This is a genomic window from Lentzea kentuckyensis, assembly GCF_002150765.1.
GTDB lineage: Bacteria > Actinomycetota > Actinomycetes > Mycobacteriales > Pseudonocardiaceae > Lentzea > Lentzea kentuckyensis.
Map to the genome: position 1 here is coordinate 1 of NZ_MUYM01000168.1, position 18,147 is coordinate 18,147.

Sequence of the window (18,147 nt, forward strand, 5' to 3'; positions counted from 1 at the left end):
AGGAAGGTAGTCCTATCAGCGGCTTCATCGATTTGAAGGACGTCCGGGTCAGCGGCCACGTGACCCAGGCGCTGATCGTGGGCGTGGCAGTGGTGTCCGTGGCGGGCACCGCGCTCAACCCGGACGCCCGCGACGCGATCTGGGACCTGTCGGTGCTGCTGCTGACGGCGCTCGCCGGCGTGGCGTTCGGATTCTGGGTCCGCAACGCCTCGCACAACGCCGGCGCCATCGCGTTGCGCGAGGTGAAGAAGATGGCGGACATCTGGCGTGCGTCCGATCTCGCTCAGCGGGAGGTGCCGTTCGAGCAGCGCGTGCCCAGCCGGTGGATCAAGCCGTGGCAGTGGACGTTCCTCGTCATGCTGTTGTCCGAGACGGTCGAGGTCTTCGCCGGCAGTGGATCCGGTTACCGCGTGGTCGCGACCACGTCCGCGGTGCTGGCCGTCGTGGCGGCCGCGCTGGCGGTGGTCGTGATCGCCCAGGTCACCGCCCTGCAGCAGCCCGAACGGGTGGCCGAGCTCTAACGGCCGGGCCCGAGTCCGCGCACCAGGTGCATGACCGAGTCGCGCACCTCCGTCCGTGACCGCTCCGGCTGGAACACCTGCCAGTCGAGAGCGATCACGAGCAACGTTCCGAACAACGCCGCCGACGCGGTGCCGACCTCCACCCCCTCCGGCAGGCGGCCCGCGTCGGACAGGCGCTTCATCTGACCGCGCACGATCGAGACGATGTCGTCGCGCAGCAGCGAGAGAGTGCCGTGCCACTGGCCCGGCGTGCGCCACAGCTCGGACACCAGGAGCTGGCCGAACGCCGGGTACTCGGCCCAGAAGCCGAGCATCTGGTCGACCAGCGCCTCCAGCGAGTCCTCCGACCCCTCCGCGGACCGCAGCCGGCCGGCGAGGATCTCCACGCCGTGCCGCAGCAGGGCCTCGACCAGGGCGTCCTTCGAGGCGAAGTTGTAGTAGATGGTGCCCTTGGCGACGCCCGCCTCCGCGGCGATCTCGTCGACCGTGACCGAGGCCGCGCCCCGCTCGCCGACCAGCTTCAACGCCGCGTCGAAGAGCTTCTGTTTCGTCGCTGTCGTTCGCGCGCTCACAGCACGAGCTCCGGCTTCAGCTTGGAAGCTGTCCACACGCGCTGCCTGTAGGCCGTCACGGACGTCAAGGCTAGGGCTCCGACCAGCCAGGCGAGAAGGATCAATGCGTCCTTGCCCACGCTGCCGAGGTCGCCGCCGTACATCAGATGGCGCAGGCCGTCGACCGCGTAGCCCATCGGCAGGCCGTAGTGCAGCGGGTACAGCGGCACCGGGATCGTCTGCCACGGGAACGTGCCGCCCGCGCTGACCAGCTGCAGGATCAGCAGGATCAGGCCGAGGAACTTGCCGACGGCACCGAACGCTGCGTTCAGCGCGTGCAGGATCGCCACGAACGTCAGCGACATCAGCGCGAGGAACCCGAACGTGCCGACGGGGTTCGACGGCTCGATGTCCACCACGAACCGCACGACCGTGAACATCACCAGCACCTGCACGATGCCGAGCAACGCACCCGGCAACCAACCGCCCAACGCGACGCGCAGCGCGGACTGACCGGCGGCCAGCGCACGGCGTGAGAGCGGGCGCAGCAGCAGGAACAGCACGAACGCGCCGATCCACGTTGCCAGGCCCAGGAAGAACGGGGCGAGGCCGGCGCCGTAAGTGGCGGCCTTCGTCTGGGACAGGCCCTTCACCGCCACCGGGTCACCGATGGCCTGCGCGATCGCGGCGCGCGTCGGGTCGTCCGCGTTCGGGATCTTGTTCACGCCACCGGTCAGGCCGTCGCGCAGCTGGGCGGAGCCGTCGGCGAGCTGGTTCGCGCCGTCCTTCAGCTTCGTGGTGCCGTCCACGGCCTTCTGCTCGCCGTCGCGCAGCTGCGCGGTGCCGTCCGCGAGCTTCGTCGCACCGTCGTCGAGCTTGCCGACGCCGTCGACCAGGCCGGGCATCTTCGACGCGAGCAGTTCGGCACCGTCGGCCACCTGGTCGGCACCGTTCGCGAGCTTGCGCAGATCACCGGCGGCGCCCTGGACCTTGCCGTTGGCGTCGTCGACGGGCTTGCGGACCTGGCCGATCGTGGACAGCACGCGCTGCACCTGCTCCTCGGTGAAACCCAAGGTCCGCAGGCGGGTGGCGATGTCGCCGTTCGCCTGGTCGAGCACGCCGACGAGAGCCTGGGCCTTCTTCGCGTACTCCTCGGCCTGGGTCGCGGCGGTCGCGTTGCCGTCCGAGACCTGACGCGCGCCGCTCGCCAGCTGGCGGGTGCTGTCGGGCAGGACCGAGGTCTGCGAACGCAGCTGGTGCGTGCCGTCGCGCAGCTGGGCGGCGCCGTTCGCGGCCTGCGTCGCGCCGTCGAGCAGCTGGCGCTGGCCGTTGTCGAGCTCGTTCACGCCGTTGCGCAGTTGGGCGGAGCCGTCGGCGAGCTTCGTCGCGCCGTCCGCCGCCTTGGTGGTCTCCTGGCGGATCGTGGAGAAGCCGAGCAGCAGCTTGTCGGCGGCTTCGGTGGAGACCTTCGCCGTGACGGCGCGGCGCACCTCGGAGACGACCTGGTTCGCGATCGTGCTGCCCAGGTAGTTGTTGGCGTCGTTGGTCGTCAGCGTCAGCACGCCTTGGCGCGGCTTGTTCTGCTCCGCGGACGTAAGTGCCTCGGAAAAGTCCTCCGGGAGCGTGAGGGCGAAGATGTACTTGCCCTTGCGCACGCCGTCGTCGGCGTCGGCGGGGTTGTCCACGACGTGCCAGTTGAACTTCTTGCCGTTGAGGAGCTCGTCCGCGACCTCCTTGCCGGCGTTGAGGTCCTTGGCTCCCTTGTCCTTCACCACCAGCGCGGCGGGGACCTGGTTGAGGTTCGCGTACGGATCCTTGTTGGCGTACAGGTAGAGCGACGCGTACAGCAGAGGCACGAGCGCCAGAGCCAGGACGGCGAGCTTGGGGAGCTTGCCGGAGGTGATCCGGCGAAGTTCGTTGAAGGCCATGCGAAGGGCGCTCATGCGGTGATCTCCATCTTGGTGTCGTTGTCCTCACCAAGGCGCGCGTGCGGGATGTCGAGGATGTGGGCGGAGGAGTTCGAGCACAGGGCGACCACGGACCGTTCGGGGGTCACGTAGTCGTGCGCCAAGGCGAACCACTCGCGCGGGTTGGGGTGGTAACGGTCCGGGCAGTCGAGGACGAGCGTGGTGACGCCGGGGCGTACGGAGGCCAGTTCGAGCATCACCGCGCAGCGCGTGTGCGGTGGCACGTGCTCGAAACGCTTGGTCGCGTGCTCGTCGGCGGCGTGCTCGACCAACCAGTCGTGCACCGCCTTCTTGCCCGACGGCATGCCGTTCATCGCGAGCTCCTCGCCGACGACGGCGGCCAGGGTCAGCGCGTCCTCCGGCTCGTTCACCTCGGGGGCGTCGACCAGCACGACCTGCTTGCGCAGCAGCTTCGCGTCCGGCGACACCGTGCCCGTGGAGGGCTTCATACGGCCGGAGAGCAGCAGGCCGAACGCGGTGTGGCCGGTGCCGGGCTCGCCCGCGACCAGCGTCAGCTCGCCCGGCTTCACGGTCAGCGAAGTCGGCCGGAGCAGGGGACCATGTCCCCCGTTGACACCTGCGCGACTTGCGTGGATCTCCACGGCTTTACCCTCCGTTTAAACTGACCGGTCAGTACAAATTCTTGCGCAGTCCTGGCCGCCTGGCAACTCGGACATAGGTCACCTAAGGGCGGAGGCGGGGCGTACTTCCCACACGGTCCACAGCGGCCGGTAGCCCTGACGTGGCCAGAACACCGAGCTCAGCGGGTTCGGCGGGTTGTAGTAGAGGTAGGTGCCGACCGTGCCCATCCGGTGAAGTTCCTGGTGGGCGTAGGCGACGAGCTGCTGGCCGATGCCGGCGCCGCGGGCTCCTGGCAGCACGGAGACACAGTTCACATAGCCCCAGCGCCCGCGTGGCAGCCTCGTGGCCGCGCTCGTCCCCGGTTCGGACGACACGATCGCGCACTCGGCGAGCGCCACCGCGATGCCGTCGCGCTCGGCGAGCCAGATGGGGCTCGCGTTGTTCAGCCGTTCGGCGAGCGCACGCCGTTTGAGGGCCGCCGCTTCCGGGCGGACGATCGTCGAACCGACGAGCGACGAGTACTCGAGCTCCGCGAGCGACAGCTCCAGCACGGACTCCAGGTCGTGCGGGGTGGCCCGGCGGATCGTGAGCGTGCGGGGGAGGTGCTGCTGCGGAGTGCGCAGCCGGACGCCGAGCACGGACAGCGGCACCAGGCCGTGGTCGAGGAACGCCCGTGCGGCCCTCGTGTCACGACTCGGCCAGTGCACGACGCACGCCGTGTCCTCGCCTATCTCCTGCGTGTCGAGGTGCCTGCGCCACCGCGTGAGGAGCGCGTCCATGCCCTGTGTGTCGCCCACGAGCGGTAGCAGCTCCCACACCTCCGCCGCCGACCACAGCCGTGTGGTCGAGTGCCGGTCGAAGGTCTGGTGGCTGACGAGCCCGGCGACGCGCGCGCCGTCCGCGAGCGCCGCAGTGATGACGTGGCCGTCCATCGGCGGTTCCACTGCGGGCGGGAGCAACGGGTCCAGTGCCGCGAAACGAGCTGACTGGGCCGCCACTAGTCCGCGTGCCGAGGTCATGAACGATGAGATTACGACGTCAGACGGGTGCGGAAGATCGCGGTGCCGGGGAAGAGCTTGCCCCGCAGCGGGCTCCACTGGCCCCAGTTGCGGGTGTGCCCCTTCGGCCACTCGGGCTCGACGAGGTCTTCCAGCACGAATCCGGTGTTCGTGAGCGCGCGGACGTAGTCGCCGAGCGTGCGGTGGTGCTCGACGTAGGTCGCGTGGCCCTCGGCGTCCACCTCTACATAGGGCGTGCGGTCGAAGTACGACTGGGTGACGGTGAGGCCGAGCGGGCCGGGGTCGTCCGGGAAGATCCACCGCATCGGGTGGTTGACCGCGAAGACCCAGGCGGCGCCCGGCCTGAGCACGCGGGCGACCTCGCTGAAGACCTCCTGCACGTTCGCGACGAACGGCACGGCGCCGAACGCCGAGCAGGCGGCGTCGAAGGAGTCGTTCCGGAACGGCAGCTGGTCGGCGCTGGCCTGGACGAGGGGTACGTCGATGCCGGTCTTGACGTTGTTCTCCCGCGCGTGGCGGAGCATGCCCTCGGAGATGTCGAGCGCGACGACGTCGGCCTTGTTCGCCTTGAGCCAGCGGGCGCACGGGGCACTGCCGGCGCCGACCTCGAGGATGGTCTGACCAGCGACTTCACCGAGGAAGCGGACCTCCTCCTCGCGCACCCCCTCCGGGCACCAGACGAAGTCCGCCGCACCGAGGAAGTCGCCGTGGGTGTCGTGATAGTCGTCCGCGTCCGCGTCCCACCAGATGCGGTTCGCCGTGCGTGACTCGGCGGCGTCCGCCCCGCGCTTCACGATGCCGGCCGTGCCGAGCGCTTGTTCGGCACTCGCGTGCTGGTTGGACACACTGCTCCTTCACATGGGGGCTGGTTTGCTTGCGCGTCTCGCGGCCGCGTACGATATCGCGTGCGTAGTGGGTTAGTGCTGCCCATGATCCAGAACTGCCGGATTCCAGGTCGCTGCGACGCTGCGCGCGCACCACTACCAGCCAATCGATGCCAATCCGTACCGGAGCCACCTACCTAATGTCCACCGACACCACCACCGCCCCCGTTGCCGCTGCGCCCAAGCAGGTCGCGATCAACGACATCGGGACGGAGGAGGACTTCCTCGCAGCTATCGACAAGACGATCAAGTACTTCAACGACGGCGACATCGTTGAGGGCACCATCGTCAAGGTCGACCGGGACGAGGTCCTGCTCGACATCGGCTACAAGACCGAGGGCGTCATCCCCTCGCGCGAACTGTCGATCAAGCACGACGTCGACCCCAACGAGGTTGTCAAGGTTGGTGACGAGGTCGAGGCGCTTGTTCTCCAGAAGGAGGACAAGGAAGGCCGTCTGATCCTCTCCAAGAAGCGTGCTCAGTACGAGCGCGCCTGGGGCACCATCGAGGCGCTCAAGGAGAAGGACGAGCCCGTCAAGGGCACGGTCATCGAGGTCGTCAAGGGTGGTCTCATCCTCGACATCGGCCTCCGCGGCTTCCTCCCCGCCTCGCTCGTCGAGATGCGTCGCGTCCGCGACCTCCAGCCGTACGTCGGCCGTGAGCTCGAGGCGAAGATCATCGAGCTGGACAAGAACCGCAACAACGTGGTCCTGTCCCGCCGCGCCTGGCTCGAGCAGACCCAGTCCGAGGTCCGCAGCGAGTTCCTCAACCAGCTGCAGAAGGGCCAGGTCCGCAAGGGCGTCGTGTCCTCGATCGTCAACTTCGGTGCCTTCGTGGACCTGGGTGGCGTCGACGGTCTCGTCCACGTCTCGGAGCTGTCCTGGAAGCACATCGACCACCCGTCCGAGGTTGTCGAGGTCGGCCAGGAAGTCACCGTCGAGGTCCTCGACGTCGACATGGAGCGCGAGCGCGTCTCCCTGTCGCTGAAGGCGACCCAGGAAGACCCGTGGCGCCAGTTCGCCCGCACCCACGCGATCTCCCAGATCGTGCCGGGCAAGGTCACGAAGCTGGTTCCGTTCGGTGCGTTCGTCCGCGTGGACGAGGGCATCGAGGGCCTGGTCCACATCTCCGAGCTGGCCGAGCGCCACGTGGAGATCCCGGAGCAGGTCGTCCAGGTCGGCGACGACGTCATGGTCAAGGTCATCGACATCGACCTCGACCGTCGCCGCATCTCGCTGTCGCTCAAGCAGGCCAACGAGGGCTTCACGGTCGACACCGAGTTCGACCCGACCCAGTACGGCATGGCCGCCGAGTACGACGACCAGGGCAACTACATCTACCCCGAGGGCTTCGACCCGGAGACCCAGGAGTGGCAGGACGGCTTCGACAAGCAGCGTGAGGAGTGGGAGCGCCAGTACGCCGAGGCGCACACTCGTTACGAGGCCCACATGAAGCAGATCCGCAAGGCCGCCGAGGCCGAGGAAGAGGCTTCGGCCGAGGGTGCGGGCAACTACACCTCCGGTGGCGACGCTCCTTCCACGTCGGTCGGCGCGCCGGCTCAGTCCGGTGGCACGCTGGCCTCCGACGAGCAGCTCGCGGCGCTCCGCGAGAAGCTGTCGGGCGGCATGTGAGTCGCTGTCGGCTCCTTCGGGTAGCTGACTGAACGCAAGGCCCTCGCACCTACTGGGTGCGGGGGCCTTCGTCGTTTCTGCTCTTCTGGCGTCTGCAAGTACCACCAACCCAAGATCAACAAGCACTTTTCTACTACCAACTGTCTGGGTTATCCACAGGTTGACGAGTGCCGTCACACCGCTCGGTCGCGCTGGGTCATTGTGTGGCACATGGACGAGTGGATCGACGATGTCATCGAGCACGACGGATTGATCCTGCGCGAGCGTGCACTGCGCGACGGCGTGGATCCAGACCAGATCATGAAGGCTCTGCGCACGGGACGAATTCGCCGTGTGCAACGTTGCGTGTATGTGCGACGAGCGCCGGAGATAGCTCCGTTGGCCTTGGCAAGAGCTGCCGTGCTGAGTTCCGGCGTGACAGATGCTGTCGCCAGTCACCAGACGGCTGCGCGGGTCCATGGTCTGGCAACACCTGACGGGAGATGGCCTGAGCACGTCACCGTCGCTCGCAACGAGCGACGTATTCGGAGACGCGAGCTGATCTGTCATGGCAGGACTCTTGCGCTCGGTGACGTCGAATTTCGTGATGGAGTGCCCGTCACCACCGCGGTGCGATCGTTGCTCGACATGTCTGCTGACGTGGCCAGGCTCAATGCGGTGTGGGCCATCGACGATGCCGTCCGCCGCGGGATCGTCTCCCCCCATGAGATCGCGAAGTCTTTGTCTGCTCGCGCTGGAGGGCGAGGCGACGGTGTGGCCAAGCTGCGGGTAGCTGAGGCTGACGGGCGTGCCGAATCCATCCTGGAAACCGCCGGCAGGCTTGCCCTGAAGGACGGGGGCGTTGTGTTGCCGGTCGCTCAATACGAGGTGTTCGACGGTGGCGAGTTCGTGGCTCGCCTTGATGCCGCCTATCCGGAGTGTCGACTCGGTCTGGAGTTCGACGGCGTTGCCGTGCACAACGCGCCGCGCGCGTTGTACCACGATCGGCAGAGGCAGAACCGCCTGCTGCAACTCGGTTGGACGCTGCTCAGATTCACGTGGTGGGACGTGATGCACGATCCGGACGGGTTCGTGGCTGCGGTGCGGCGAGGCTTGAACGCCAGAGGAGTTGGGGGTAGTTAGCGGCGGTTTGATCATGAGTTGGTGGTACTTGCAGACGCCGCGACCGGACGCTGGGCCACGACATGGTGCGCCACCCGTTCACTCTGTGGTGGAGGGCTGAGCCCGTTGTGTAGGTTGACAAACCTATGCGTGGGAACAGGATCTTCGTGGTATTTGGCGTGGTTGCGCTGGCGGTTTGCGTTGCCTGTTCGCCTGCGGTTCCGCAGACTCAGGCGCCGCCGCCGCAGATTCCGAGGATCACGCCGCCTACCACGCCGTCGCGGATTCCGGTGATGGTGGATCGGCCCGCGTTGCCGGACGACTGTGAGCTCGTGGTGCCGGTTGAGGTCATGAACGCGACGCTGGGGCAGGAGTTGCCTGGGGAGCCGCGGATCATCATCGGGATCAAGGAGCCTGGGATCGGGCGGACCGGGAAGATCGATTGTTACTACGGGATTCCCGAGAAGAAGAACCTGCCGGACGCGAAGATCATCATCGGGTTGTCGACTTACACGGACGAGTTGACTGCTCGTACTCGGGTCGCTGAGAGCGTTGAGGCCGAGCGGGCGGATGGGGCCAAGGTCACCGAGGTTGATGTTGGGAAGCAGAAGGGGACGTTGATCGAGGGCAAGGACGAGCAGTTGCTCATCGGGTCTCTCGGCAAGTCGACGTACGTGGTGCGCAACCGCAACAACTTCATCCCGCAGGCCAAGCTCGTGGCGATTCTGCCGGTGCTCGCCCAGCAGTCGATGACACCGCCCGTCTAACCTGTGCGGCATGCTCAGGGTGGGGTTGACCGGGGGAATCGGGTCCGGCAAGTCGACGGTGGCCAGGCTGCTCGCGGAGAACGGCGCGGTCGTCATCGATGCGGACAAGCTCGCGCGTGAGGTGCTGGAGCCTGGCAGTGACGGGCTCAAGGAGGTTGCGAAGGCGTTCGGTGCGGACGTGTTGAACGACGACGGCACGTTGGATCGGGCGGCGTTGGCGGCCAAGGCGTTCGCCAGCGAGGAGGCTCGGCAGACGCTCAACGGGATCACGCATCCGCGCATCGGGGCGTTGACCGGGCAGCGGATGGCCGAGGCGCCTGAGGACGCCATCGTGGTGCACGACATTCCGTTGCTGGTGGAGCGGGACATGGCGGCGGCGTACCACCTGGTGATCGTGGTGTACGCGGACTCGGCCAAGCGGTTGGGGCGGTTGGTCACCAGTCGTGGCATGGATCGGCAGGACGCCGAGAACCGGATTGCCGCGCAGGCCACGGACGAGCAGCGCCGGGCCGTTGCGGACGTGTGGCTGGACAACTCCGGTGAGGTTCCGGACGTCACGGCGTTGTGGGATCGGCTCGTGGGGTTCGAGAAGAACGTGCGGACGCAGTCTTACGCGTCCGGTTCGCCGATCGTGGTGCCTTACGACGAACGGTGGCCCGCGCAGGCGCGGCGGATTGCTCGGCGGATCAGTGTGGCGGCCGGCGGGCGGCACGTGGAGCACATCGGGTCCACTTCGGTGCCGGGGCTCGCGGCCAAGGACGTGCTGGACTTCCAGCTCGCGGTCGAGGACATGGCGGCCGCGGACGGGTTGCGGGAAACGTTGGCACAGGCCGGGTTCCCGTATGTCGGGCCGTACGAGGACACGCCGCGCGGTGAGGGCGAGTGGAGCAAGCGGCTGCACGCCGGGGCGGATCCGGGGCGGCGGGTGAACCTGCACCTGCGGATGGAGGGGGCGGCCAACTGGCGGTGGGCGGTCGATTTCCGCGACTGGTTGCGGCACGACGCGCAGGCTCGTGAGGAGTACGCGGAGGTGAAGCTCGAGCTGTCCCAGCGGTTCGCGGCCGACGCCAACGGGTTTGCCTACGGGGAGGCGAAGGAACCGTTCATGGAGTCGGCCGTCGCGCGCGTCGAGGCCTACAGGGGCGGCCAGGCGTCGTAGATGCCGTGCCACGTCAGCCACGAGGTGAGGTTGTGGTTGACGTTGCTGAGCTCTTCGAGGGTGCGGTGGACGGTGCGCAGCGCCTGGTCGGCGTCGCCCGGTCGCAGCACGCGGCCGGCGACGGCGGCGGCGAACTCCTCGCTGCGCACGATGCGGGCCGTGGTGCCGCCGGGAACTGCCAGGCCCAGCAACAGGTCCGTGGTCTGCCAGTGGCGGTGGTCGCGTTCGACGCGCACCGCGGACAGCACGCTCGGGCCGCTGCGGGCGTGCCGGGAGCGGGCGCGGTAGGTCGTCAGGCGCACGCCCAGTTCGGGCATCAGCCAGGTGACCTCGGCGTCCGAGAACGGGTCCTCCGGCGTGGGATGTTGGATCCGCAGGCCCCACCGTTCGACATCGCACGAACTGAGAGTTCGCGAGCCGCCGGACGAATAGGTTCGCACTCCGGAAATGGTGTCGACGACATCGACCAGCTGAGGTGTAGTGACCGCTCCCACGACGCCGAGGGTAGTCAAATATGTGCTCGGAGTTACACCTCGGGTCGATTCGTTACGTCACGGTCAGATGACGAACACACTCTGTGTATCAACGCCAGGAGGTGGGACAACCCGAAGAGGTGAGCCACCTGACGACATCGTGACCGTGCGCTGAAATGCCGGACACCGCCGAGTAGGTGGTTTCCAGCGCCCACTGCGCGCGTTCCGGAGTGATCAGGTTGTGCTGAACTGCGGAGATCAACTCGTCGGTGTCCAGAACGATCGTGCTGTGCCCCGTCCGGACGATCAGATCGAGGTACAGATCGGTGGTTTTCCAGACGCTGCCGACCGCGGAGATCTCCACGACGTCGACGTAGTGGTCGAAGTCGAGCTCGTGCCCGGGGTGCCAGGACTGGCGTGTGACCCGGACGTTGAGCTTGGGCACGAACCAGCTCTCGAAGTGGCTGATCTTCGGGTGCCCGGCGAGCGGCCGGAACATGTAGAGGCCGGTCGGGGTGAGCCGGTACTCGTCGACGCTTCTCAACAGCCCCTTGGGATCTGTGTTGCTCTTGGCGTCCAGGTCGAAGTACTCGATCTTCGGCGGATGGATGTGTGCCACGTGGCCGATACTGCCATCGAAACCTGAGACGGCCACTTAGGATGCGCCGCATGTTCGGGATCATCCGCCCCTGCCGCAACAGATTGGGCGCTGAGCTGCGGTCGTCGTGGCTCTCTCACCTGTGCGGGATGTGTCTGTCGTTGCGCGACGAGCACGGTCACCTCGCGCGGCTCGTCACCAACTACGACGGGCTCCTGATCTCGGCGATCGTCGAGGCGCAGAGCGGTCCGTCGCGGCGGTCCGCCGGGCCGTGCGCGTTGCGCGGGATGAAGTCCGCGGACGTGGCGATCGGGTCCGGCGCGCGGCTGGCGGCGTCGGTGTCGCTGGTGCTGGCGTCGTTGAAGATCCAGGACCACGTGGACGACGGTGACGGGCTGGCCGGGAAGGCCGGCTGGGCGGGACGGGCGGTGGCGCGGCGCTGGGCCGCCAAGGGGCTCACCACGGCGTCCGATCTCGGGTTCGACGCGTCGGTGATGATCGACTCGGTGCGGCGGCAGCCACTGATCGAGGCTGCGGCAGGGCTCGGCAGTTCGGTGCTCGTGGTCACCGAGCCGACGGAGGCGGCGACCGGGTTCGCCTTCGCACAGACGGCGTTGCTCGTGGGAAGGCCGGCGAACGCCGAGCCGTTGCGCGAGGCGGGGCGCATGTTCGGACGCGTCGCGCATCTGATCGACGCCGTCGAGGACCTGGAGGAGGACCGCTCTTCGGGTGCGTGGAACCCGTTGCTCGCCACGGGGACATCGGTTCCCGAGGCGCATCGGCTCTGCCTGGACGCGGCGACGGGGGTCAGGCTGGCGCTGGACGAGGTCGAGTTCACCGACGCGCGGCTCGTGCACAAGCTGCTGGTGCACGAGCTGGACGAGTCGATCATCCGGGTGTTCGGCCGGGATCGGCACGACGACGGCAGGCGCACCCCGGTGGATCCCGGCAGCGGGCCGTGGGCGTATCCGAGGCTGACTTACGAGCCGCGGCCGCGCGGGTTCCTGGAGGGATGCGGCGCGTTCCTCTACATGTGCGGGACCTGCCAGTTCTGCTGCCGCGATCCGTTCCCGGGCCCGTGGAGCGACAAGTGGCGGAACAACCCGTGCGACTGCGACTGCGGTGACTGCGGCAGCTGCTTCGACTGCTGCAAGTGCGACTGCTGTTGCTGCCCCTGCGATTAGGGGCCTGACCAGGGCCGATCTGAAATTGTCAGACCCCCGGCGTAACGTGCTTCCCGTGGCTTTCGCAACCGAGCTCCCGCCAGAGGAGAGCACCGTCAAGGCGCACTCCGAGCACCGTCCCGTCGGCGACATCGTCCGCAGCGACGGGCAGTTCCGCGTGGTCAGCGAGTACCAGCCGGCCGGTGACCAGCCCGCGGCCATCGACGAGCTGGAACGCCGCGTGCGCACCGGCGAGCGCGACGTGGTGCTGCTCGGCGCCACCGGTACCGGCAAGTCGGCGACCACGGCGTGGCTGGTCGAACGGCTGCAGCGCCCCACGCTGGTCATGGCGCCGAACAAGACGCTGGCCGCCCAGCTGGCGAACGAGCTGAAGGAGCTCTTCCCGCACAACGCGGTCGAGTACTTCGTCAGCTACTACGACTACTACCAGCCAGAGGCGTACATCCCGCAGACGGACACGTACATCGAGAAGGACTCCTCGATCAACGAGGACGTCGAGCGCCTGCGCCACTCCGCCACGATGTCGCTGCTCACCCGGCGCGACGTCATCGTGGTCGCCTCGGTGTCGTGCATCTACGGCCTGGGCACGCCCCAGTCGTACCTCGACCGCTCGATCAGGCTGGAAACGGGCGTGGAGGTCGACCGCGACGCGTTCCTGCGCCTGCTGGTCGACGTCCAGTACACCCGCAACGACATGTCGTTCACCCGCGGCTCGTTCCGCGTGCGCGGCGACACGGTCGAGATCATCCCGTCCTACGAGGAGCTCGCCGTCCGCGTCGAGTTCTTCGGCGACGAGATCGACAAGCTCTACTACCTGCACCCGCTGACCGGCGACATCGTCCGCGAGGTGTCCGACCTCCGCATCTTCCCGGCCACGCACTACGTCGCCGGCCCGGAGCGGATGGAGCGGGCCATCCGCGACATCGAGGCCGAGCTGGAGACGACGCTGGCCCAGATGGAGCGCCAGGGCAAGCTGCTGGAGGCGCAGCGCCTGCGCATGCGCACGTCCTACGACATCGAGATGATGCGTCAGGTCGGGTTCTGCAACGGCATCGAGAACTACTCCCGGCACATCGACGGCCGCGGCGCGGGCACGGCGCCGGCCACGCTGCTCGACTACTTCCCGGACGACTTCCTGATGGTCATCGACGAGTCGCACGTGACCGTGCCGCAGATCGGTGGCATGTACGAGGGCGACGCGTCCCGCAAGCGAAACCTCGTCGAGCACGGGTTCCGGTTGCCGTCGGCGCTCGACAACCGCCCGCTGACCTGGGAGGAGTTCGCCGACCGGATCGGCCAGGTCGTCTACCTGTCCGCGACTCCGGGGCCGTACGAGCTGGGGCAGGCCGGTGGTGAGTTCGTCGAGCAGGTGATCCGACCTACCGGTCTGGTCGACCCCGAGGTCGTCGTGAAGCCGACCGAGGGCCAGATCGACGACCTGGTGCACTCGATCCGGGAGCGCGCCGAGCGCGACGAGCGGGTCCTGGTCACGACGCTGACCAAGAAGATGGCAGAGGACCTGACGGACTACCTGCTGGAGCTGGGGATCCGGGTCCGGTACCTGCACTCCGAGGTCGACACGTTGCGCCGGGTGGAGTTGCTGCGGCAGCTTCGTCTCGGCGAGTTCGACGTGCTGATCGGTATCAACCTGCTCCGGGAGGGGTTGGACCTTCCCGAGGTGTCGTTGGTCGCGATCCTGGACGCCGACAAGGAAGGCTTCCTGCGGTCGGGAACCTCGCTGGTGCAGACGATCGGTCGTGCCGCTCGCAATGTGTCTGGTGAGGTCCACATGTACGCGGACCGGATCACGGATTCGATGCGGCATGCGATTGAGGAGACCAACCGGCGGCGGGAGAAGCAGGTCGCCTACAACGTCGAGCGGGGGATTGACCCGCAGCCGTTGCGGAAGAAGATCACGGACATTCTGGAGGCTGTCTACTCCGAGATCGAGGACGAGGTTCCGGTTGGGGGATCTGGGCGGAATCAGTCTCGGGGGAAGCGGGCTACCGGCGAGGGGGGCCGGTCGGCTGGGGTTCTGCAGGCGCATGAGCGCTCTGGGATGGCCCGGTCCGAGCTGGCTGATCTGGTGCAGTCGTTGACCGATCAGATGATGAACGCGGCTCGGGAGTTGCAGTTCGAGTTGGCGGCTCGGTTGAGGGATGAGATTCAGGATTTGAAGAAGGAGCTGCGGGGGATGGACGCGGCTGGGGTCAAGTGATTGGACCGTCGCGGGTTTGAGGGTGGTTGCCTTGCGTGGGGCGTGTTGTTTTGAGTGGGTGGGGTGGGGGCTCTGCCCCCTGGCCCCCGACACTCCCCGTCGCGTGGCCTTCGGACTTGTTGGCTTCGGCTGTGTGGTGCTCGACGGTAAGCGGTTCCCGGCCAGGGTCGATCTCGCGCACTCGCCGCTGCACTGCCTGGTCGGTGCTGGCTCCGGCGGCTGGGGCTGAGCGACTGCCGTCTAGCGATTCGCGGGTGGCTGCCGCGGCCAGGATCGTTACGCTTGGGTCGGGCGATCGTGTTGCTGTGCAAGGGGATCAGGTCACCGTTTTGCCTGGGGCTGGGCGTGACGAGGTGTTGCTCCTGTCGGCGTGCGTGTTCCTGGGCAGCGCGGCGACTTGTTCGAGTTGGCGGTGACGGTGGGTGGGGTTGCGCGGTTGCGGCTGGCGTCGGGTGAGTACTCGGTGGACGCGTTGGCTCATGGGATCGTGAGCACACTTGAACGGTTGTCCACTGTGGAGGGTGAGGTGCTCGCGGAGAGCGAAGGGGTGTTCGCTGACTTCTCCGGGTTGGCTGAGGCGCCGGTTCGGTTCGAGTTCGGGTCGGGGAGGACCGAGGGGAACGTGTACCTGCCGGTGCCTGCTGTGCGGATTTCCGGGGCGTTCGACGATCTGGACCGGGCGCCGGGCGGGTGCCGGGTGTTTCCGGTGGACGTGAACGTGGTGCCGCATCGGGGGGCGGAGTTCGTGTCGCTCAAAGTTAAGGTGGTGGATGCGGCGGGTAACTCCGTTGAGCAGACGACCCCATGCGCGCTCACGGCATAAATCGCCCTCTGGGGTGAGATGTCGGCTGACAGCTTTCGTCACGGCGCAGGACGGCAATGATCTCGGGGTGAACGTGGACTCCCACCTCGCCGCGGTGGAGCAGGCTCTCATAGCGATGCGGCGCAGTCAGTCACGTCGAGCGCTCGCTGAGCTGGCCGTACCGGCGTTTGACGTGCTCGATGTCGTCGAGACGGCTGAGCGCACGGGTACACAGGCGACTGTGTCCAGTGTGGCTTCGGCGTTGCACGTCGATCAGCCGCGTGCCAGCAAACTCGTCACGAGCGCGGTCGACTCCGGGTTGGTGTCGCGGGTCGCGGACAAGGCGGACGGGCGACGTGTGTTGCTCGTCCGCACGCCGCGTGGGCGCGCCACATCGGCGGAGTTGCACCGGGCGCGGCAGGCGGCGTGCGCGACGGCGATGGCGGACTGGAGCGACGAGGAGCGGGCGGCGTTCGCGCAACTGCTCACGCGTTTCGTCGCCGTGTTCGGCGGGCGATAATCCTGTCGTGACACTGGACGAGCTGATCGCCTACTGCGCAGGGAAGCCGGGCGCGGAGGAGACGTATCCGTGGGGCGACGCCGAGTTGGTGTGCAAGGTGGGTGGCAAGGCGTTCGCGTTCATCGGGCTGGACGGGCACACCGTCGGGCTCAAGTGCGGTGCCGACGCTGAGGCTGCCGCGCCGTGGCGAGAGCGTTTTCCGGACGACATCACCGTCAGCGGCTATGTCGGTCGCTACGGCTGGAACACCGTGGCGCTCAAGGGTTCGGTGCCCGACGACGACCTGCTGGAGCTGGTCGACGGCTCCTATGAGGCCGTCGTCGAGCGGTTGCCGAAGAGCAAGCGTCCTTAACGCTCCTCGGGCTGCAGGATGCCGAAGATGTTGCCCTCGGTGTCCTTGTAGTAGGCGAGCAGACCGACGCCGGGCATCTTGTCCTTGGGCAGCGCCACCGTGCCGCCGCCGACCTCGATGGCCGCGATGGTGGCGTCGATGTCGACGACGCTGATCGTCATGACGAAGCCGTGGACGGGTGCGTCGGGTGCGGGATCGGGGCCGCGGCGTGGCAGCAGGCCGCCGTTGACGCCGGGCTGGTCGTCGTCGCCGGTGGTGATGATCCAGTAGGGGATGTCGCCCCACTGCTCGATCTTCCAGCCGAAGACTGAGCTGTAGAAGTTCCGCGCTCGCTCGGGATCTGCGGCGTGGATCTCGAAGTGCACAGGACGTGACATGAGACGGCACGCTACTCCGGACAGTGGTTGTCCGCATTGGCTTCTACGGTGGCGTCATGGCTACCGAATTCCAGGTCTCCTTCGACGCGAACAACCCGCCCAAACTCGCCGACTTCTGGGCGCAGGCGCTCGGGTACGTCCACCAGCCGCCGCCTCCCGGGTTCGCCACCTGGGAGGAGTTCGCGATCAAGAACAACATCCCGTTCGACTCCGCCGACGACTACGCGGCGCTGATCGACCCGGACGGCAAGGGACCGCGGTTCCTGTTCCAGCGCGTGCCCGAGGGCAAGACCGCGAAGAACCGCATGCACCTCGACCTCCGCACGGGCCTCGACGCAGTGGACCGCCTGGTCGGGTTGGGTGCCACGCGCGTGCGTGAACACAACGACCAGACGGGCCACTGGGTCGTGCTGCTCGACCCCGAGGGGAACGAGTTCTGCGTCAGCTAGTGATGTCCTTCGTCTTGAACTGACGTGCCGCGAGCAGTGTGAAGACGCCGCCGTAGACGAGCGCGGAGAACGTGCCGCGGGCCATCTCCGACCAGTCGATGTCGGTCGAGAGCAGGTCGACCCACGCCATCGCGTAGTGCGTCGGCAGGTAGTTGCGCAGGTCCTCGAGCGGCTGGATCTGGTCGAGGATCTGCGACAGGATCGAGACGAGCACCGTGCCGCCGACCGCGCCGAGCGGTGCGTCGGTGGACACGGACAGGAACATCGCGAGGCCCGCTACCCAGAACAGGTTGATCGCGATGTAGCAGACCGCCAGCGCCACCCCGAGCACGCCGTCGCCGAACGGGGCCGCTTCGCCGGTGGGGCTCACGACCTCGCCCGCGCCGTACCAGGCGACGCCGACTGCCAGCGCCACCGCGGGAAGCAGGGCGAGGGCGAAGAAGCTGAGGATGCCGCTGCTGATCGCCTTCTGCCGCAGCAGCCGGTGCCGGGGGATCGGTGCGGCCAGCAGGTACTTGAGGCTCGACCAGGACGCTTCGGACGCGATCGTGTCGCCGAAGAACAGCGCCACGATCATCGGCAGCAGGAAGCTGCCGCTCACGAACAGCGTGAGCACCACGAAGTTGATGCCGCTGGCGGTGGCGAGGTCGACGAAGCCGCCGGAGCGGCGGTTCGGGTCGGACTGACCGATCTCGAAGCTCAGCGCGAGGATGAACGGCAGCAGCACCAGGAAGCCCAGCACGAGCTGAGTCCTCCTGCGACGGATCTGCCGTTGCAGCTCCACCCGGATGCGCAGCGTCTTCCGCGCCTTGTAGCCGATCGCCGAGCCGTCGGGGGCCACCTCGGTGCGCTGGTGGGCGGCCGCGTCGGTGAGCTCGGTGATCGCGCCGGGGTCGGTGTGGACGTCGTGCTCGTTCACCGGTTCACCTCCTGCCGTGCGGGCGCCTTCGTGCGGTTCGGGTTCGCGGTGAGGACGGGTTTCACCGTGGGCG

The 18,147-nt window shown here is 67.5% G+C and carries 21 protein-coding genes; 11 read left to right on the forward strand and 10 right to left on the reverse strand.

Features of this window, described 5'->3' with window-relative positions:
* Positions 1 to 521, forward strand: a 521-nt coding sequence (locus B0F77_RS44735) for a hypothetical protein (RefSeq protein WP_211294357.1), incomplete at its 5' end; no start/stop codon positions are given.
* Here B0F77_RS44735 and B0F77_RS44740 read toward each other — a convergent pair.
* From B0F77_RS44740 to B0F77_RS44760, 5 genes are all read right to left on the reverse strand, one after another.
* Positions 518 to 1,093, reverse strand: coding sequence for a TetR/AcrR family transcriptional regulator (locus B0F77_RS44740; protein ID WP_169731073.1), 576 nt, complete (start codon positions 1,091 to 1,093; stop codon positions 518 to 520). The genes B0F77_RS44735 and B0F77_RS44740 overlap by 4 nt on opposite strands.
* The gene (locus B0F77_RS44745) at positions 1,090 to 3,015 is read right to left on the reverse strand and encodes a YhgE/Pip domain-containing protein (RefSeq protein WP_086669142.1); all 1,926 of its coding nucleotides are present in this window, start codon (positions 3,013 to 3,015) and stop codon (positions 1,090 to 1,092) included. Before B0F77_RS44745 ends, B0F77_RS44740 begins: the two co-directional genes overlap by 4 nt.
* Positions 3,012 to 3,641 carry a P-loop NTPase family protein gene (locus B0F77_RS44750; RefSeq protein ID WP_086669143.1) on the reverse strand — a complete coding sequence of 210 codons (630 nt, stop codon included), beginning with the start codon at positions 3,639 to 3,641 and terminating at the stop codon, positions 3,012 to 3,014. The genes B0F77_RS44745 and B0F77_RS44750 overlap by 4 nt, the downstream gene beginning before the upstream one ends.
* Before the next feature lie 78 nt (positions 3,642 to 3,719).
* Positions 3,720 to 4,640 carry a GNAT family N-acetyltransferase gene (locus B0F77_RS44755; RefSeq protein ID WP_086669144.1) on the reverse strand — a complete coding sequence of 307 codons (921 nt, stop codon included), beginning with the start codon at positions 4,638 to 4,640 and terminating at the stop codon, positions 3,720 to 3,722.
* Positions 4,641 to 4,651: 11 nt separating this feature from the next.
* Positions 4,652 to 5,485 carry a class I SAM-dependent methyltransferase gene (locus B0F77_RS44760; protein WP_086669145.1) on the reverse strand — a complete coding sequence of 278 codons (834 nt, stop codon included), beginning with the start codon at positions 5,483 to 5,485 and terminating at the stop codon, positions 4,652 to 4,654.
* 179 nt (positions 5,486 to 5,664) lie between these two features.
* On the opposite strand from B0F77_RS44760, the gene rpsA reads away from it, so the two are divergent.
* A complete protein-coding gene (rpsA, locus tag B0F77_RS44765) occupies positions 5,665 to 7,155 on the forward strand; it encodes a 30S ribosomal protein S1 (protein WP_086669146.1) in 1,491 nt (496 codons plus the stop codon).
* 210 nt (positions 7,156 to 7,365) lie between these two features.
* The gene (locus B0F77_RS47530; protein WP_143467256.1) at positions 7,366 to 8,277 is read left to right on the forward strand and encodes a PDDEXK family nuclease; all 912 of its coding nucleotides are present in this window, start codon (positions 7,366 to 7,368) and stop codon (positions 8,275 to 8,277) included.
* 208 nt (positions 8,278 to 8,485) lie between these two features.
* On the opposite strand, the gene B0F77_RS50665 is transcribed toward B0F77_RS47530, so the two are convergent.
* Entirely contained in the window at positions 8,486 to 8,608 is a 123-nt protein-coding gene (locus B0F77_RS50665; RefSeq protein ID WP_281252623.1) for a hypothetical protein, read from the reverse strand.
* Between B0F77_RS50665 and B0F77_RS44775 the strand changes: the two genes are divergently transcribed.
* Both B0F77_RS44775 and coaE read left to right on the forward strand, forming a co-directional pair.
* Positions 8,607 to 9,023, forward strand: a complete 417-nt coding sequence (locus B0F77_RS44775; RefSeq protein ID WP_245849479.1) for a hypothetical protein — start codon at positions 8,607 to 8,609, stop codon at positions 9,021 to 9,023. The genes B0F77_RS50665 and B0F77_RS44775 overlap by 2 nt on opposite strands.
* Positions 9,024 to 9,033: 10 nt before the next feature.
* Positions 9,034 to 10,182, forward strand: coding sequence for a dephospho-CoA kinase (gene coaE, locus B0F77_RS44780; protein WP_086669149.1), 1,149 nt, complete (start codon positions 9,034 to 9,036; stop codon positions 10,180 to 10,182).
* Here the strand turns inward: coaE and B0F77_RS44785 are convergent.
* Together B0F77_RS44785 and B0F77_RS44790 are read right to left on the reverse strand one after the other, a co-directional pair.
* Positions 10,158 to 10,676 (reverse strand): ribonuclease FAU-1 family protein, encoded by a 519-nt coding sequence (locus B0F77_RS44785; RefSeq protein ID WP_086669172.1) that lies wholly within the window; start codon positions 10,674 to 10,676, stop codon positions 10,158 to 10,160. The genes coaE and B0F77_RS44785 overlap by 25 nt on opposite strands.
* Before the next feature lie 88 nt (positions 10,677 to 10,764).
* Entirely contained in the window at positions 10,765 to 11,274 is a 510-nt protein-coding gene (locus B0F77_RS44790) for a ribonuclease FAU-1 family protein (RefSeq protein WP_086669171.1), read from the reverse strand.
* 50 nt (positions 11,275 to 11,324) lie between these two features.
* Here B0F77_RS44790 and B0F77_RS44795 point away from each other — a divergent pair, with 50 nt between their 5' ends.
* The 5 genes from B0F77_RS44795 to B0F77_RS44815 all read left to right on the forward strand — a co-directional run bounded on the left by B0F77_RS44795 (position 11,325) and on the right by B0F77_RS44815 (position 16,329).
* Positions 11,325 to 12,437: a DUF5685 family protein gene (locus tag B0F77_RS44795; RefSeq protein WP_086669150.1), complete on the forward strand. Its 1,113-nt coding sequence runs from the start codon at positions 11,325 to 11,327 to the stop codon at positions 12,435 to 12,437.
* A 55-nt stretch (positions 12,438 to 12,492) separates the two neighbouring features.
* The gene (gene uvrB, locus B0F77_RS44800; protein ID WP_169731074.1) at positions 12,493 to 14,655 is read left to right on the forward strand and encodes an excinuclease ABC subunit UvrB; all 2,163 of its coding nucleotides are present in this window, start codon (positions 12,493 to 12,495) and stop codon (positions 14,653 to 14,655) included.
* Positions 14,656 to 15,025: 370 nt separating this feature from the next.
* Positions 15,026 to 15,478 (forward strand): hypothetical protein, encoded by a 453-nt coding sequence (locus tag B0F77_RS44805; RefSeq protein WP_086669152.1) that lies wholly within the window; start codon positions 15,026 to 15,028, stop codon positions 15,476 to 15,478.
* Positions 15,479 to 15,545: 67 nt separating this feature from the next.
* Complete coding sequence (locus B0F77_RS44810) at positions 15,546 to 15,977, forward strand: MarR family winged helix-turn-helix transcriptional regulator (RefSeq protein ID WP_342746914.1); 432 nt, start codon at positions 15,546 to 15,548, stop codon at positions 15,975 to 15,977.
* Positions 15,978 to 15,984: 7 nt separating this feature from the next.
* Positions 15,985 to 16,329 (forward strand): MmcQ/YjbR family DNA-binding protein, encoded by a 345-nt coding sequence (locus B0F77_RS44815; RefSeq protein ID WP_086669154.1) that lies wholly within the window; start codon positions 15,985 to 15,987, stop codon positions 16,327 to 16,329.
* Here the strand turns inward: B0F77_RS44815 and B0F77_RS44820 are convergent.
* Positions 16,326 to 16,706: a VOC family protein gene (locus B0F77_RS44820; RefSeq protein ID WP_086669155.1), complete on the reverse strand. Its 381-nt coding sequence runs from the start codon at positions 16,704 to 16,706 to the stop codon at positions 16,326 to 16,328. The genes B0F77_RS44815 and B0F77_RS44820 overlap by 4 nt on opposite strands.
* A gap of 56 nt (positions 16,707 to 16,762) precedes the next feature.
* Between B0F77_RS44820 and B0F77_RS44825 the strand changes: the two genes are divergently transcribed.
* Entirely contained in the window at positions 16,763 to 17,155 is a 393-nt protein-coding gene (locus B0F77_RS44825) for a VOC family protein (RefSeq protein ID WP_086669173.1), read from the forward strand.
* On the opposite strand, the gene B0F77_RS44830 is transcribed toward B0F77_RS44825, so the two are convergent.
* Positions 17,148 to 18,074: an ABC transporter permease gene (locus tag B0F77_RS44830; protein WP_086669156.1), complete on the reverse strand. Its 927-nt coding sequence runs from the start codon at positions 18,072 to 18,074 to the stop codon at positions 17,148 to 17,150. The two genes, B0F77_RS44825 and B0F77_RS44830, sit on opposite strands and share 8 nt — an antisense overlap.
* Between the last annotated feature and the right edge of the window lie 73 nt (positions 18,075 to 18,147).